Source organism: Arthrobacter sp. BE255 (genome assembly GCF_031457335.1).
Lineage (GTDB): Bacteria > Actinomycetota > Actinomycetes > Actinomycetales > Micrococcaceae > Arthrobacter.
The window spans coordinates 152,937-166,800 of sequence record NZ_JAVDWK010000003.1; the positions used below are offsets into that span (position 1 = coordinate 152,937).

The 13,864-nt window shown below is 65.6% G+C and carries 16 protein-coding genes; 8 read left to right on the forward strand and 8 right to left on the reverse strand.

What is annotated here, in order from left to right; translation table 11 throughout:
* The first annotated feature begins 39 nt into the window (after positions 1–39).
* Positions 40–228: a DUF1918 domain-containing protein gene (locus tag J2X42_RS07055; RefSeq protein ID WP_310163627.1), complete on the forward strand. Its 189-nt coding sequence runs from the start codon at positions 40–42 to the stop codon at positions 226–228.
* 50 nt (positions 229–278) lie between these two features.
* On the forward strand, positions 279–842 hold the full coding sequence (locus J2X42_RS07060) for an NUDIX domain-containing protein (RefSeq protein WP_396134037.1): 564 nt from the start codon (positions 279–281) through the stop codon (positions 840–842).
* Between the two features lie 24 nt (positions 843–866).
* Here J2X42_RS07060 and J2X42_RS07065 read toward each other — a convergent pair whose 3' ends face one another.
* Positions 867–1,544, reverse strand: a complete 678-nt coding sequence (locus J2X42_RS07065; RefSeq protein WP_310163628.1) for an endonuclease/exonuclease/phosphatase family protein — start codon at positions 1,542–1,544, stop codon at positions 867–869.
* Positions 1,545–1,702: 158 nt separating this feature from the next.
* On the opposite strand from J2X42_RS07065, the gene J2X42_RS07070 reads away from it, so the two are divergent.
* Complete coding sequence (locus J2X42_RS07070; RefSeq protein ID WP_310163631.1) at positions 1,703–2,506, forward strand: thioesterase family protein; 804 nt, start codon at positions 1,703–1,705, stop codon at positions 2,504–2,506.
* Positions 2,507–2,530: 24 nt separating this feature from the next.
* Here J2X42_RS07070 and J2X42_RS07075 read toward each other — a convergent pair whose 3' ends face one another.
* Together J2X42_RS07075 and J2X42_RS07080 are read right to left on the reverse strand one after the other, a co-directional pair.
* Positions 2,531–4,216 carry a SulP family inorganic anion transporter gene (locus J2X42_RS07075; protein WP_310163633.1) on the reverse strand — a complete coding sequence of 562 codons (1,686 nt, stop codon included), beginning with the start codon at positions 4,214–4,216 and terminating at the stop codon, positions 2,531–2,533.
* Positions 4,217–4,278: 62 nt separating this feature from the next.
* Positions 4,279–4,668 carry a DUF2177 family protein gene (locus J2X42_RS07080; protein ID WP_310163635.1) on the reverse strand — a complete coding sequence of 130 codons (390 nt, stop codon included), beginning with the start codon at positions 4,666–4,668 and terminating at the stop codon, positions 4,279–4,281.
* 16 nt (positions 4,669–4,684) lie between these two features.
* Between J2X42_RS07080 and J2X42_RS07085 the strand changes: the two genes are divergently transcribed.
* Positions 4,685–5,452, forward strand: coding sequence for a lipoyl protein ligase domain-containing protein (locus J2X42_RS07085; RefSeq protein WP_310164290.1), 768 nt, complete (start codon positions 4,685–4,687; stop codon positions 5,450–5,452).
* Between the two features lie 21 nt (positions 5,453–5,473).
* Here J2X42_RS07085 and J2X42_RS07090 read toward each other — a convergent pair whose 3' ends face one another.
* The 3 genes from J2X42_RS07090 to J2X42_RS07100 form a co-directional block, all read right to left on the reverse strand.
* Positions 5,474–6,115, reverse strand: a complete 642-nt coding sequence (locus J2X42_RS07090; RefSeq protein ID WP_310163636.1) for an MBL fold metallo-hydrolase — start codon at positions 6,113–6,115, stop codon at positions 5,474–5,476.
* Positions 6,112–7,197, reverse strand: a complete 1,086-nt coding sequence (locus J2X42_RS07095; protein ID WP_310163638.1) for an S-(hydroxymethyl)mycothiol dehydrogenase — start codon at positions 7,195–7,197, stop codon at positions 6,112–6,114. The genes J2X42_RS07090 and J2X42_RS07095 overlap by 4 nt, the downstream gene beginning before the upstream one ends.
* Before the next feature lie 118 nt (positions 7,198–7,315).
* Positions 7,316–7,573 (reverse strand): mycoredoxin, encoded by a 258-nt coding sequence (locus J2X42_RS07100; RefSeq protein ID WP_310163639.1) that lies wholly within the window; start codon positions 7,571–7,573, stop codon positions 7,316–7,318.
* Positions 7,574–7,691: 118 nt separating this feature from the next.
* Between J2X42_RS07100 and J2X42_RS07105 the strand changes: the two genes are divergently transcribed.
* Positions 7,692–8,441 carry an SOS response-associated peptidase gene (locus tag J2X42_RS07105; RefSeq protein WP_310163640.1) on the forward strand — a complete coding sequence of 250 codons (750 nt, stop codon included), beginning with the start codon at positions 7,692–7,694 and terminating at the stop codon, positions 8,439–8,441.
* Between the two features lie 45 nt (positions 8,442–8,486).
* Here J2X42_RS07105 and J2X42_RS07110 read toward each other — a convergent pair whose 3' ends face one another.
* On the reverse strand, positions 8,487–8,909 hold the full coding sequence (locus tag J2X42_RS07110) for a VOC family protein (protein WP_310163642.1): 423 nt from the start codon (positions 8,907–8,909) through the stop codon (positions 8,487–8,489).
* Positions 8,910–8,925: 16 nt separating this feature from the next.
* On the opposite strand from J2X42_RS07110, the gene J2X42_RS07115 reads away from it, so the two are divergent.
* Positions 8,926–9,249, forward strand: coding sequence for a chorismate mutase (locus tag J2X42_RS07115; protein ID WP_310163645.1), 324 nt, complete (start codon positions 8,926–8,928; stop codon positions 9,247–9,249).
* A gap of 79 nt (positions 9,250–9,328) precedes the next feature.
* Here J2X42_RS07115 and J2X42_RS07120 read toward each other — a convergent pair whose 3' ends face one another.
* On the reverse strand, positions 9,329–9,718 hold the full coding sequence (locus J2X42_RS07120; RefSeq protein WP_131133124.1) for a hypothetical protein: 390 nt from the start codon (positions 9,716–9,718) through the stop codon (positions 9,329–9,331).
* Between the two features lie 166 nt (positions 9,719–9,884).
* Between J2X42_RS07120 and J2X42_RS07125 the strand changes: the two genes are divergently transcribed.
* Both J2X42_RS07125 and J2X42_RS07130 read left to right on the forward strand, forming a co-directional pair.
* A complete protein-coding gene (locus tag J2X42_RS07125) occupies positions 9,885–10,247 on the forward strand; it encodes a DUF6504 family protein (RefSeq protein ID WP_310163649.1) in 363 nt (120 codons plus the stop codon).
* Positions 10,244–13,732, forward strand: coding sequence for a DNA polymerase III subunit alpha (locus tag J2X42_RS07130; RefSeq protein WP_310163651.1), 3,489 nt, complete (start codon positions 10,244–10,246; stop codon positions 13,730–13,732). Before J2X42_RS07125 ends, J2X42_RS07130 begins: the two co-directional genes overlap by 4 nt.
* Positions 13,733–13,864: the final 132 nt, after the last annotated feature.

The window sequence follows — 13,864 nt, forward strand, 5'->3', positions numbered from 1 at the left end:
TGCCGTTGAGTCGTACTCTGGGGCTGGGAGGTGGTTGCCATGGAGGCAGCGCAGGGTGACAGGATCATCGTCAGGGGAAGGACCGTCGGTTCAACCGACCGGCACGGGGTGATCCTGGAAGTGAAAGGACAGGAAGGCCACCCGCCGTACCTTGTCCGCTTTGACGACGGCCACGAGACCGTCATGTATCCCGGCGGTGATTTCGCCGTCGACAAGACGCACGGCTGAGGCCGTCATATAGTGCGCGCCGCCGGCGGGGCACCTGTCAGACTGGAGCCATGGATCATTCCGTGACTGCCACGCAGGCCGACGCCGGGAGTTCAAGCCGGCCCGCGCAAAACCCCTACCTTCAGCACCCTCCTGCCAGGACGGGCCCGCGGGATCCGGGCGATGCCTGGGTGGACGGGGACCGCGGGCGTTTCTGGGGCAGGTTCGGCGCAGCCGGAGTGCTCGCCTATGATCCGGACAGGGGTGTGCTCCTGCAGCACCGCGCGGAGTGGAGCCACAACGGCGGAACCTGGGGGCTCCCCGGCGGAGCCCTGCACCAGGGGGAGGACGCGGTCACCGGCGCGCTTCGGGAGGCCCATGAAGAGGCCGCGGTGCCGGGCGGGAGCGTCAGTGTCCTGTTCACCTCGGTCCTGGACTTCGGCTACTGGTCCTACACCACGGTGGTCCTGCTGGTCACTGATCCCTTTGAGCCGGTGATCAGCGACCCCGAAAGCATCGAACTGCTGTGGGTGCCCCTGGCCGACGTCGACGCCAGGGAACTTCACCCCGGGTTTGCCGCCGCCTGGCCCGGACTGCGGACCCGCATGCTGTCGCTGGCCGACGCGCGCCGTTAGCTGCGCCTGCCGGGGAAACGGCCCTCAGGTATCCTGGCCGTATTCCGCGGTAATCAGGATGGGGAGGTGGTCTGACTTGCCGCGCGGCAGGGTTTCCACACTTTCAATGTCCAGGCCCAGGGACGTTGCGAAATCGAAGTGGCCCTTGAAGACCTTGTAGCGGGTGTAGGTGCGCCGGTCGCTGAGGGTCAGGGCGTAGCCCGAGTCCTTCATGTGTGCGTGCAGGTTCTTGGTGAAGAACGGGTAGTTGAAGTCACCCACCATCAGCGTCATCAGGCCGCTGCCCATGCTCAGCAGCTCGGCGTGGGCGGCGTGGATCTGCGTCCGGCGCAGGGAGTTGGACGCGGTGAGCGGTGAGGCATGGAAGGAGCCGATGACCAGTTCGTGCTGGGTTTCGTTGTCCACCACCCGGGTGCCGATCAGGCGTTCGTGGGCAGGCGCCAGCACCCGGTCATGCATGGACTTCTTGAGCGCGAACGATTGGGTGTTCACAGCCGTGAAGCGGCTGCTCCGGTAGTAGATGGCCAGACCCAGCCTGTTGCCTTTGGTGGAGTCTGCCAGGTGCAGCGGCCCGAGGGTTTCCGGCAGATCGGCCGAATCCACCTCCTGGAGGCACAGCGCATCGATCTCAAAATTCCGGGCGAGGGCCAGGAGTTCTCCGCTCGCCTTGTGCTTCCGGAGGTTGTAGCTAATGACGCGCATCGGACACCTCTTTTCGAGGGTTGCTGACAGGACCAGTTCCTGAGTCTACTTTGATCGCACGCCGCAGGCGCCAACATTTCGCCGCGTCAGGGCAAAGCGTCCTGAGCGAACCGATAGAGTTAGTGGCGATTCACCCAGAACCACGGGAAGGGCCAACGTTGACCAGAGATCTGCCCGAACTTGCCGCCGGCAACTTTTACTACCAGGCGTTGGGCGGCGGCCGTTTCCGCTCCACTATCCACGCCCAGGGGGCATGGAACGAGCATGAGCAGCACATGGCCCCGGCCTCCGGGCTCATGGCGGACAGCCTTGAACGGCACGCGCCCCGGGCGGACATGCGGATGGCCCGGCTCAGCTACGAGATCCTGGGACTGATTCCCGGCGGCGAATTCCATATCGAGACCACCACGCTCCGGCCAGGCAGGACCATCGAGCTGCTCCAGGCAGAGCTCATCGCCAATGGCCGGGTAGCCATCCGCGCCACCGCCTGGCGCATGATCACCAGCGACACCAGCGCGGTCGCAGCTGTCGAGGACACCGCCATTCCTGCGCCGGACGAATGCAAGCCGTACGACGGCGCCAGCGTCTGGCCGGGCGGGTATATCCGGTCCCTGGAGATGCGGGTGGCCGAGGGCCACCGCCCGGGCGCCGGCACCGTCTGGCTGCGGACCGGGCATCCGTTGACCGACGCGGCCGACAGCGGCGACCTGGCCCGCCTGATGGGGCTGGTGGATACGGCCAACGGGATCGCGGCTCGCGTCCCGCCGGGGAAGGACAGCTACGCCTTCCCGAACCTCGACCTGCAGATCCATATGTACCGGCGGCCTGAAGGTGAATGGCTGGGACTGGACAATGCGGTGTCGTTCGGGGCGGACGGAATTGGCCTCACGTCCACGGTGCTGCACGACCTTGCCGGCCCCTTCGGCCGCGCCGAGCAGATCCTGACACTGCGGAAGTCCTGACGTTGCTGTAAGACTTCGCGGCTGCTACGCGGCCTCTTTGTACGCGCGCACGGCAGAGTCGATGGTGGGGAAGAAATGGTCCGGCGTGAACCGTGCACTGGCGCCGAACCGGACCAGCCGGTCCTTGATGGGCCCCTTCAGCTCGGCAAAGACCAGGCTGGTGCCGTCCCGGGCCAGTTCGTCGTCGAGCTGGACCACCTCATCCAGCGCCGTTGTGTCGAGATCGGTAATGGGCTCGGCTGCGACGATGACCCACTTCACAGGCCAGGGGGCAGCGTCCACGAGGCTGCGAATATGGTCTGCGAATACCTCGCCGTTCGCAAAAAACAGCGGCGCGTCGAAGCGTGCAATCACAAGCCCCTCCACTCGCCGGCCGCCGGGATGCCGATCCAGGTCGTGGTAGCCCGGAACGCCCTCCACGCTGGCGAGCTCCGTGCGGTAGGGATCCCAGGCGCGCCTTACGAAGGCCATCAGAGAGAGGCCGATTGCGACCACGATTCCTTCCAGGACGCCAATAAAGGCGACCCCGAGGAACGCGACGATGAGGAGGAGGGCCTCCGTCCGGCTCGTCCTGATGAGCCGGACCAGAGTTTTGACGTCAACCAGCGATGCCGCCGCCACGATCACCACGGCGGCGAGGGTAGCCGTGGGAAGGAAAGCCGTCAGCCCCGGAATGGCGACCATAAAAAGCACCACCAGCATGGCTGCCACCACCCCGCTGAGCTGGGTCCGCGCACCCGCGTCGAGCGCAATCGGGGTGCGCGAGGAACTCCCGCTCACGGGAAATCCGCCCAGCAGGCCGGTCGCCACGTTGGCGATACCCAGTGCGCCCATTTCGTCATTGCCGTTGACCCGGTCCCCGCGGCGGGCTGCGAGGCTTTTGGACAAGGTGGAAGTGTCCGCGAAGGCAATCAGCGCGATGCCGGCCGCCGGCCCTGCCAGCGCCAGAACGTCGTCCACCCCAACGCCGCCCAGGGCAGGGGCCGGGAGTCCCTGCGGCAGGGAGCCGACCACCGGCAACTGCCCGGCCAGGTCCAGTGCCGCCACAACGGCAATGGAGCCGGCCACGGCAAACAGGACGCTGGGAACCTTCCAGGGAAGCAGGCGGCCGGCCACAATGACGGCCAGGCTGCCTGCGCCTACAGCCAGGGCGACGGGATTGATACCTCCATTGACGACGGCGTCGGCCAGGGCGGTGAGGCGCTCCATGAGGCTGTCGCCGGGGACAGAGATGCCGAGCAGCCGCGGAAGCTGGCTGACGGTGACGGCCAGCGCGATGCCGTTCAGATAGCCAACACGAATGGGCCGGGACAACAGTCCCGTGACAAAGCCCAGCTTTAAGAGCCGCCCGGCAACCAGGAAGATACCGATGAGGATGGCCAGCACTCCGGCCATGGGCACCGCCTGCTCCGGGTCCCGCCCGGCCAGCGGAAGAATGGCGGCCGCGATCATCGGAGCCAGCGCCGAATCCGGCCCCACGATAACCACCCGGGAAGGCCCGAAAATGGCGTAAACGATCATCGGCACCACGGAGGCGTACAGGCCGGTCACAGCAGGAAGACCGCTGGCCTCGGCGTACGCCATCCCTGCCGGCACCAGTGCGGCACTCAACGCCGCTCCGGCAATCAGGTCCGCCTTCAGCCACGATCGCCGGTAGCTCCGCGCGACTCCGATACCGGGCACGGCCTTCAGGATCCAGTCGTGGCGCAATTTGCCTCCCGGTGGCAACGGTCAGGTTGGGAAAATCGGAGCATCCGGCGGACACCCCCGTGTCAGCTGGTCCGGAACACCAGCCAGCCGGCCAGGGTGGCGAGCCCGGTCAGCACGGCTCCCCAGAGCATATCCACCACGATCAGCTGCAGCGGCCACGTCTTGAGGGTTGCGGCGTTGGTCAGGTCATAGGTGGCATAGGCGAAGGCGCCCAGCGCGGCGCCGTAGCCGACGGCGGTCAGCCAGGTGCCGCCGTCGAGCGCCGGACGCAGCGCGAAGAAGACAATTCCCGCGATGTAAATGACATAGAAGGCCACGGCGTAACCTAGGTGTGGTTTGTCCGCCAGCAACTCGCCGATGTGGCTCCGGTAGAACGGGTTCATCAGCTTAAGCCACACGGCGTCAATGACTGCGAACGCGGCGGCGACAACGAGGAATTGCAATATGACCATAAGGGAGCTTAGCAACATGCAGGATGCCGGAACCGGAGGGCGGGAGCTCACCGTGGTGCGCCAGGAACGGTCGCTGGGAGCCGCAGAAGACCTGGATCTTGCGCTGGAACTGCTGGCCAGGGCCAAGACCGGCCGGATCGGCCCCACCCTGCGGCTGTACCGTCCCGCACCTACGGTCGCCTTCGGCCAGCGGGACACCCGCCTGCCCGGATTCGACGCAGCCGCGCAGGCATGCCGTGACCGGGGCTTCGAACCCCTCGTGCGGAAGGCGGGAGGGCGTGCGGCCGCGTACCACCAGGGCACGCTCGTGGTGGACCACATCGAGCCGCATGCCGACGCCATCGCAGGATCCAAGACCCGGTTCGGTTTTTTCGGCGAACTGCTGGCGCAGGCCCTGCGGGCCGCAGGCGTGGAGGCGGCCGTAGGAGAAATTCCGGGGGAGTACTGCCCCGGCGAGTTCAGTGTGCACGGCACCGACCCGGCCGATCCGGCCCGCCAGGTCAAGCTCGTGGGCACGGCGCAGCGTGTGGTGTCCGGCGGCTGGCTCTTCAGCTCCGTGATTGTGGTGGAGGATTCCGCCCCGATCCGCGGCGTGCTGACGGACAGCTACGCCGCGCTGGGGCTTGAGTGGGACCCTGGGACCGCCGGCGCTGCCAACGACCTGGTTCCCGGGCTCGACGTCCAGGCGGTCGAGGACGCCCTGCTGTCCACCTATGCGGGCTACGCTTCCCTCCGGTTTGCCGAGTTCAGCAGCTATACCGGGCTGGACAGCGGGAAGGCGTAGCCCGCGAGGCTTGGACGGCGGTCAGTGGCCCCGGACGATCCACTCGTCAAGGTGCGGAGCCTCGGCACCGATGGTGGTGGAGTCGCCATGGCCGGTCCGCACCACCGTTTCCGGGGGCAGCGGCAGCAGCCACGACCGGATGGAATCGATGATCGTGGGGAAATCGCTGTATGACCTGCCCGTGGCGCCGGGACCGCCCTGGAACAGTGTGTCGCCGGTGAAGACGGTGCCTTCGCCGTCGGGCCCGTCCGCCAGGTAGAACGACACTGATCCCGGCGAGTGCCCCGGCGTATGGAGGGCCTTCAGTTTCGCCCCACCCACCTCGAACACGTCGCCGTGGCTGATGTCGACGTCGGGATCCACTTCCGGGTAGACGCTCCGCCAGAGCATCCAGTCACCCTGGTGGAGGTGGATGGGTGCCTGCACCAGGTCCCAGAAGTCACCGACGGACCCGATGTGGTCGTCATGGCCGTGGGTGAGCAGGATGGCCTTCAGCGTCCGTCCGCCCACTGCTGCGGCAACTGCTTTCGCGTCGTGGGCGGGATCGATGACGATGCATTCCTCGTCATTGCCCACAATCCAGACGTTGTTGTCCACATCCCAGGTTCCGCCGTCGAGGGAAAACGTCCCCGACGTCACCAGGCGGTCGATCCTCAGGCTCACAGCTCCACCACCGAACGCAGGACCGAACCGGCGTGCATTTTGTCGAACGCTTCCTCCACCTGGTCGATGCTGATCCGCTCGGTGACGAAGGCGTCCAGGTCCAGTTTGCCCTGCTTGTAGAGGCTGATGAGCATGGGGAAGTCGCGGGAGGGCAGGCAGTCGCCGTACCAGGAGGACTTCAGGGAGCCGCCGCGGCCGAAGACGTCCAGCAGGGGCAGTTCCAGCGTCATGTCCGGGGTGGGCACGCCCACCAGGACGACGGTGCCGGCGAGGTCGCGGGCGTAGAACGCCTGCTTGTACGTTTCCGGGCGGCCGACGGCGTCAATCACCACGTCAGCGCCGAAGCCGCCGGTGAGCTCGCGGATTCTCTCCACGGGATCAGTTTCCGAGGAGTCGACGGTGTGGGTGGCGCCGAGCTCTTTGGCGCGCTCCAGCTTTTTTGCGTCGATGTCGACGGCGATGACCGTAGTGGCGCCGGCGAGCGCCGCTCCGGCGATGGCCGCCACGCCCACGCCGCCGCAGCCAATCACGGCCACCGAGTCACCGCGCTTGACGCCGCCGGTGTTGATGGCCGCGCCCAGTCCGGCCATCACGCCGCAGCCGAGCAGGCCGATGGCGGCAGCATCGGCGTCGGGATCCACCTTGGTGCATTGGCCGGCGGCAACGAGGGTCTTTTCGGTGAAGGCGCCGATGCCCAGGGCGGCGGAGAGCTCGGTGCCGTCTTCCAGGGTCATTTTCTGGGTGGCGTTGTGCGTGTTGAAGCAGTACTGCGCCTCGCCGCGGTTGCATGCACGGCAGTTGCCGCAGACCGCACGCCAGTTCAGCACCACCCGGTCTCCGGGTGCCACATCCGTAACGTCCGGGCCGACGGCGCTGACCACTCCGGTGGCCTCGTGGCCCAGGAGGAACGGGAAGTCGTCGCTGATGCCGCCGAGCTTGTAGTGCAGGTCGGTGTGGCAGACGCCGCTGGTCAGGATGTCCACCAGGGCCTCGCCCGGCCCCGGATCCGGGACCAGGATGGTCTCCAGCGTGACGGGGGCGCCCTTGGAACGGGCTACAACACCTTTGACTTTATGGACCACGGAAGGCTCCCTCACTGCAGATAGACAAAACGGGACCAACAGCGAATGTTGGTCCCGTTCTGTTTATCACATGGTGTTCGGTCGTTATCACATGGTGTTCGGTCGCCCGGTCCGGGTGTTAGGCGGCCAGTCGGCTCTTGACCTCGGCTGCGGAGGGGTTGGTGGCTGCAGTGCCATCCGGGAAAAGCACGGTGGGTACTGTGCGGTTGCCGCCGTTGAGCTGCTCCACGAGTTCGGCCGTGCCATCGACTTCCTCGATGTTGATTTCCGTGTAGCCGATGCCCTGCGCGTCCAACTGCTTCTTCAGCCGGTTGCAGTAGCCGCACCAGGTGGTGGAAAACATGGTGATGGTGCCGTTCTCGGGGGTAAAGTCCACGGAGCTCTCCTAAATCAGTGAGGGGGTTCGTTCCCATCAACGGTAACCCGCGGCCCGCTATTCCCCGGAGCCGGTGGCCCCGGATGACAGTGCGTAACAGCAATGGCATGCTGGTGCCATGTGTGGACGCTATGTGATGGCACGTGCCGTGGGGGACCTGCTGGCAGAATTCGATGCCCAGCTTGAGGAGGACGTGGAGCTGCCGCCGTCGTGGAATGTTGCACCCACCGATGATGTGCCCATCGTCCTGGAACGGCTGATTGACGACTCCGCCGTCCGGCAGCTGCACGTTGCCCGCTGGGGCCTTGTGCCGTCCTGGGCCAAGGATCCCGGCATCGGATCCAAAATGATCAACGCCCGGAGCGAAACGGTCCTGGAGAAGCCCGCCTTCCGCAAGGCCATCCAGTCACGCCGCTGTGCCGTGCCGGCGGACGGCTACTACGAGTGGAAACAGGGGACAGGGAAGGCGAAGCAGCCCTACTACGTCCACCCCGGCGAGGGCAGCGGCCTGGTTTTCGCCGGCCTGTACGAATGGTGGAAGGACCCGTCCAAGGCAGAGGGCGAGCCCGGGCGGTGGCTGCTCTCCACGTCCATCCTGACGGCCGACACGCCGCCGCCTGGATCGGAGTCAACTGTCTTCGGCAAGCTCACCGCCCTGCACAACCGGGTCCCGCTGCCCATGGACCGGGCGACCATGGAGTCCTGGATTGACCCGCAGATCGACGATGCCGCCTTCCTGGTGGACCTGGTCCGCGCCCACGTGAAGGATGTTGCTGCTGACTGGCACGTGGATTCCGTGGGCCGGGAGGTGGGAAACGTGCGCAACAATTCCCCCGAGCTCATCCGCCCGGTGGAGGCGCTGTTCTGAGGCGTTCCATCCGCTGACCCGGGCGGCGGCGGAGGTGCCTGACCCCTAAACGGTGACCTTGCCGGCGTCGTCCACTGCCCACGTGGGGTTGTAGGCGATCTCCCAGCGGAAGCCGTCCGGGTCCGCGAAATAGCCGGTATATCCGCCCCACGGCTGGGTGACCGGCTCGGCAACTATTTTTGCCCCGGCGGCGGCGGCTTCGGCCATGACCCGGTCCACGTCCGCGGGGCTGGGCACGTTGTGGCTGAGAGTGATGCAGGGGACCTGTCCCGGCGCATCAACCCCGGCTTCGGCCTGCATCTGGCCCGCGTTCCACAGGGAGAGGATCAGCCCGTGGTTGACCTGGATGAACACCACGTCGTCGGGGAATTCCTTGTGGACGGGCCAGCCGAGGCCCTCTGCGTAGAAGCGGCGGGAGGCCGCTACGCTGCGTACACCTAGTGAGATGAAGTCGACTCTGGGCTGCATGCTTCGATACTGTCAGATGATGGCGACAATTCAAGGAAACGACAGGGACGCGCTGGCCGACAAGGAACAGCTCGCCGCCGTGCGGATTGCAGTCGACGAGGTGGACGACCAGATCGTCACCCTCATTGCCCGGCGTGAGCGGCTGATCCGGATCGCCGGAACCCTGAAGGGTGACGACGCCGAAGTCCGGGCCCCAGGCCGGGTGGAGCGGGTCATTGAGCACGTCCGCTCCGCTGCGGAGAAGAAGGACATCGATCCGGACATCGTGGAATCCACGTACCGGGCCATGATCTCGGGCTTTATCGAACTCGAGCTGAAGGTCCACAAAGAAAACAGCTGAGGCTGTTCGACATCCATACCAAGGCGCCCTGCAGCCGGACATTTATCCGGCTGCAGGGCGCCTGTTTTGGTGTGCCTGGTTACAGTGCTTCGTCGACGGTGATGCCGGACTGGAATTCCCGGCCGTCAGCCTCGCTGAACGCCGACATGATGTGACCCTTGCCGAGCCCGTGAATGGCGGCCAAAGGGAAGTTTCCGGTAATGGAGTTGCCGGAGTGCGTCACTCCGCTGAGGTCGAAGTTTTCCTCGGTGCCCTGTTCGTGGCTGAACGAGTAGAAGGCGATCGCCTCCCCGTTCATGAATTCAATGCCCAACCGTCTTTGTGATGAGTAGTCAGGGCTGGCCGCCACGAGCCCCACTACGTACGCACCCGCTCCCGGGATGTTGCCGTCGATATCAAAGGTTGCCACGAGCGTTGTGTCCTGGGCCTTGATGCTTACGTGCTTAAGGAGTGCGTCATTGGTGCTCATGCCACAATCCTGCTACCTGCCGTCCCTTCCGTCCACCCCTGTCTAGGTTTTGTGTTGGCTCCGGCGTAGACTGGATTTATTCGAACATGTATTCGAATGAGCGTGTTTGAAACCCCGGGATGGACCTTCCTGGGCCACAGTTCCAGTTCAGTTCCGGGAGGCGCCCATGGGCATGTTCAGCGAATCCGTTGACGTGGCCTGCAGCGCTGCCGGCCAGCCGGTGGCCCTCCAATGGGCCGGGCGGCAGTACACCGTGTGCGCTGAACCAGTGCGGTGGTTTGAACGCAGGCAGTGGTGGGCCGAGGAAAGCCGCGCACCGCTGGGCAGCGGGCCCGGGCTGGTTGACCACGAAATCTGGCGGGTCCAGGTGCAGGCAGACCCGCAGCGTCTTGGTTCAGGCGGCCCTGGCAGCCCGGAGGTCGGCCCCCTTCCGGATGAACCCCTCACCCTTGATCTGAGCCGGCACCTCGGAAGCGGCCGCTGGCGGCTGCTCCGGATCCATGACGCACTCCAACCCAGAACAGCATGACTTTTACGCATCTCCACGCTTCCACTGCCTTCAGTGCCCACTATGGGGTGTCCTGGCCGGACGAACTAGCCCAGGTTGCCGCCGCTGACGGTGCCACCGCGCTCGCCTGTACTGACCGGGACGGCCTGTACGGCACGGTCAAGCACCTCAAAGCCTGCATGGCCGCAGGTATTGACCCCATCGTGGGGGTTGACCTTGCAGTGTTCGACGACGACGGCGACCACCGCACGCAGCTCGCTGGACGCGTAGTGGTCCTCGCCCGCGGCCAGAACAACGGCGCAGGCTACCGGGCCCTCTGCAGGCTGGTGTCCGATGCCCATGCCAGGACCTCCGGCAAAGCCGGGGGAGCTGTGCCGGTGGCAGTCACCCGCGCCGAACTCGCCTCCCGGACACTTGATCCGCAAACCCTGAAGCCGGTCCTGATGGTCCTGATCGGACCGGATTCCGACGTCGGACGGGCAATGGGCGGGCGGCGGTACCTGCGCCCCCGCACCCTCTTCAAACGCTGGCTGGATGCCATGCCGCAGGGGACCATGGTGGCCGAAGTGGTTTCCCAGCTCAGCTCACCAGGTTCCCCGCTGAGCACCGCCCACGCTGTGCGGATGCTCAAGCTGGCGGAGGAACACCAGGTCCCTGCCGTGCTCACCAACGCTGTCCGGTACTGCGCCGAGGACGGAGCAGCCACGGCGGACGTCCTGGATTCGGCCCGCACGCTGAAGTCATTGCCCGAACTCGCCGCCGAACCCCTGCTCCAGCCCAACGGCCAGGCCTGGCTGAAATCGTCGGCACAGATGCTCCAGCTGGGCAGGGAAATCATCGGTACTGCAGGATACGGGGCGGCTGACCTCAAGCAGCTCATGGCCCAGACCGAGGCGCTCGCGGACCTCTGCCGGATCGACCCCGTCACCGATATGGGATGGAAGCAGCCCGTGGTCCCCGAGGCTTCCGTCATTGGTATCAGCCAGGACCCGCATGTGGAGCTGGTCCAGCGGTGCGAGGCCGGGATCGGCAGGAGGTTTCCTGGCATCACCGGCGCCGCCGAAAAGGAAATGCGCTCGCGGCTGGAGCACGAGCTGGGGATCATCATGAACCTTGGGTTCTCCTCCTACTTCCTGACCGTCGCCGAAGTGTCCCGGATGATCCTGGACATGGGGGTCCGCGCTGCCGCCCGCGGGTCAGGGGCGTCCAGCCTGGTCAACTACCTCATCGACGTCAGTCAGGTAAACCCCCTGCAGCATGACCTGATCTTCGAACGGTTCCTGTCCCGGGACCGGGCCACCCTGCCGGACATTGACATCGATGTTGAAAGCGCAGAACGGCACAACGTCTACCGGCGGATCTTTGACCGCTTCGGTTCCGAACGCGTCACGCTGATGAGCATGCAGAACGGGTACCGGGCGCGTGGCGCCGTCAGGGACGCAGGCATGGCCCTGGGCATGGACGACGGCGACGTCGGCGAGATCGCCAAGCAGCTCTGGCGCTTTTCGGCCCGCAAATTCCGGGAGGCGCTGGTGGAGAAACCCGAACTGCGCGAGTTCGCCGGCCGGGTGGAACAGCGCGACTTTGCCGAAAACCAGCAGCTTGACCTTCTGGTGGACCTCACGGAACGGCTGGACCGGCTTCCCCGGCATATTTCCATGCATCCCTGCGGGGTGATCCTGGGCGATGCCACACTGCTGGACCGCACCCCCGTCCAGCCCAGCGGCCTGGGATTGCCCATGAGCCAGTTCGACAAACACGACATGGATCCCATGGGGATGCTTAAGCTCGATGTCCTGGGTGTCAGGATGCAGAGCGCCATGGCCTTCGCTGTCCGCGAAGTCATCCGGCTCCACCCTTCCAAAGCCGAAGTTGTGGCTGCAGGGGCGCACCCCCAGGGTGAGAACGGCGCCGGCCCGGACTACATCGCCGACAACGGCCACATCAACCTCAACGCCGTTCCGCTGGACGACGAACCAACCTATGAGCTGATCCGAAGCACGCACACTTTGGGCTGCTTTCAGATTGAGTCGCCGGGCCAGCGGGAGCTGATCGGCAAAATGGCACCGCGGGAATTCAATGACCTCATCATCGACATCTCGCTGTTCCGGCCGGGGCCGATGAAGTCAGACATGGTGCGGCCGTTCCTGGAGCACCGGCACGGCTTCGCGCCGGAGGTGTATCCCCACCCGGACCTGAAACCCGTGCTGCAGGAAACCCACGGGGTCACCGTCTTCCACGAACAGATTCTGAAAACCTTCAACGTCATGACGGGCTGCGGGCTTGCCCGCGCGGACGAATTCCGGCGGGCCCTGGGAAACGAGCTGCTCGAACCGAAGGTTGAGGAATTCTTCCGGAAGGAAGCCAGGGCCAAAGGCTATTCACCTGACGTAGTGGACAAGGTGTGGGGAACCCTGAAGGCCTTTGGCAGCTTTGGTTTCTGCAAGGCCCACGGCGCCGCCTTTGCCGTGCCCACCTACCAGTCGGCGTGGCTGAAGGCGCACCACCCCGAGGCGTTCCTGGCCGGGCTATGGGAGCACGATCCCGGCATGTACCCCAAGCGGCTCCTGGTGGCTGAAGCCCGAAGGATGGGCATCCCCATCCTTCCCCTGGACATCAACCGCAGCCATGCCGAATACCGGGTTGAGCCGGTGGAGCACGGGCCGGACCGCGGCAAACTGGGGATCAGGCTGAGCCTGAAAGGCATTTACGGGCTGTCCGGCGCAGAACTTAAGCGCATCGTGGGCGGGCAGCCCTATGACTCGCTGGCTGATCTTCGGGCGCGGTCCCGGCTGAGCAAACCCAACATCAAGAGGCTGGCCCAGCTGGGTGCCTTTGATTCCCTCCACCGGGAGTCGGGCGGAGCCGCCAACCGGGCAGACCTCGTCCAGCACCTGCAAAGAATGCAGTCTTCCGGAAGCGCGCGGAAGGGCATCGAGGTCATGGAAGGGCAGCTTTCCCTGCCATTGGGCGACGTGGAACTTCGGAACGTCAAACCCGGACTGCCGGCGCCCACGCTGGTGGAAAATGTCCGGGCAGAACTGGACCTGATGGCCATTGATGTCAGCGGGCACCTGATGGACAGCCACCGTCCCATGCTCGACAGGCTCGGCGTCACCACGGCCGATAAGCTGCTCGGCCTGCGCAACGGCTCTGAAGTGCTTGTGGCCGGAGTGCGAATTGCCACCCAGACCCCTCCCATGCGTGGCGGGCGCCGCGTGGTGTTCATCAGCATCGACGACGGCACCGGATGCATCGACTCTGTGTTCTTCCACGAAGCGCAGGAGCAGGCCGGGCTGCTGCTGTTCGGCACCAGGCTGTTGCTCATCCGCGGCACCACCCGGCGGACGGGGCCCAGGGGCATCAGCCTGAGCGCCAGCATGGCGTGGGACCTGAGCCGGGTGGAGACCCTGCCGTTCCCGGAGTCGCGGCCCGAAACCACCGACATTCCGCATCCCCTGGACGGAATCAGCCGCAGCCTGGCCATCACCGGGATGGGTGGCTGAGCGGCGTCATCCCAGCCAAACCCGGCTTCCGGGGCCCGCGGGTCCCGTTGGTCGGCCCCTTGGGAAACCGATAGCATTGACGATGGCTGGCTGTGGTCCCCGTACGCCACAAGCTATGAAGCCTTAACTTTG

Excerpts from the sequence above, each read along its gene's own strand:
- J2X42_RS07080 (WP_310163635.1), bottom strand. The coding sequence starts at position 4,668 with ATGGTCATATTGCAATTCCTCGTTGTCGCCGCCGCGTTCGCAGTCATT.
- J2X42_RS07115 (WP_310163645.1), top strand. The coding sequence starts at position 8,926 with ATGATGGCGACAATTCAAGGAAACGACAGGGACGCGCTGGCCGACAAG.
- J2X42_RS07125 (WP_310163649.1), top strand. The coding sequence starts at position 9,885 with ATGGGCATGTTCAGCGAATCCGTTGACGTGGCCTGCAGCGCTGCCGGC.
- J2X42_RS07110 (WP_310163642.1), bottom strand. The coding sequence starts at position 8,909 with ATGCAGCCCAGAGTCGACTTCATCTCACTAGGTGTACGCAGCGTAGCG.
- J2X42_RS07065 (WP_310163628.1), bottom strand. The coding sequence starts at position 1,544 with ATGCGCGTCATTAGCTACAACCTCCGGAAGCACAAGGCGAGCGGAGAA.
- J2X42_RS07105 (WP_310163640.1), top strand. The coding sequence starts at position 7,692 with ATGTGTGGACGCTATGTGATGGCACGTGCCGTGGGGGACCTGCTGGCA.
- J2X42_RS07085 (WP_310164290.1), top strand. The coding sequence starts at position 4,685 with ATGCAGGATGCCGGAACCGGAGGGCGGGAGCTCACCGTGGTGCGCCAG.
- J2X42_RS07060 (WP_396134037.1), top strand. The coding sequence starts at position 279 with ATGGATCATTCCGTGACTGCCACGCAGGCCGACGCCGGGAGTTCAAGC.
- J2X42_RS07055 (WP_310163627.1), top strand. The coding sequence starts at position 40 with ATGGAGGCAGCGCAGGGTGACAGGATCATCGTCAGGGGAAGGACCGTC.
- J2X42_RS07120 (WP_131133124.1), bottom strand. The coding sequence starts at position 9,718 with ATGAGCACCAATGACGCACTCCTTAAGCACGTAAGCATCAAGGCCCAG.
- J2X42_RS07130 (WP_310163651.1), top strand. The coding sequence starts at position 10,244 with ATGACTTTTACGCATCTCCACGCTTCCACTGCCTTCAGTGCCCACTAT.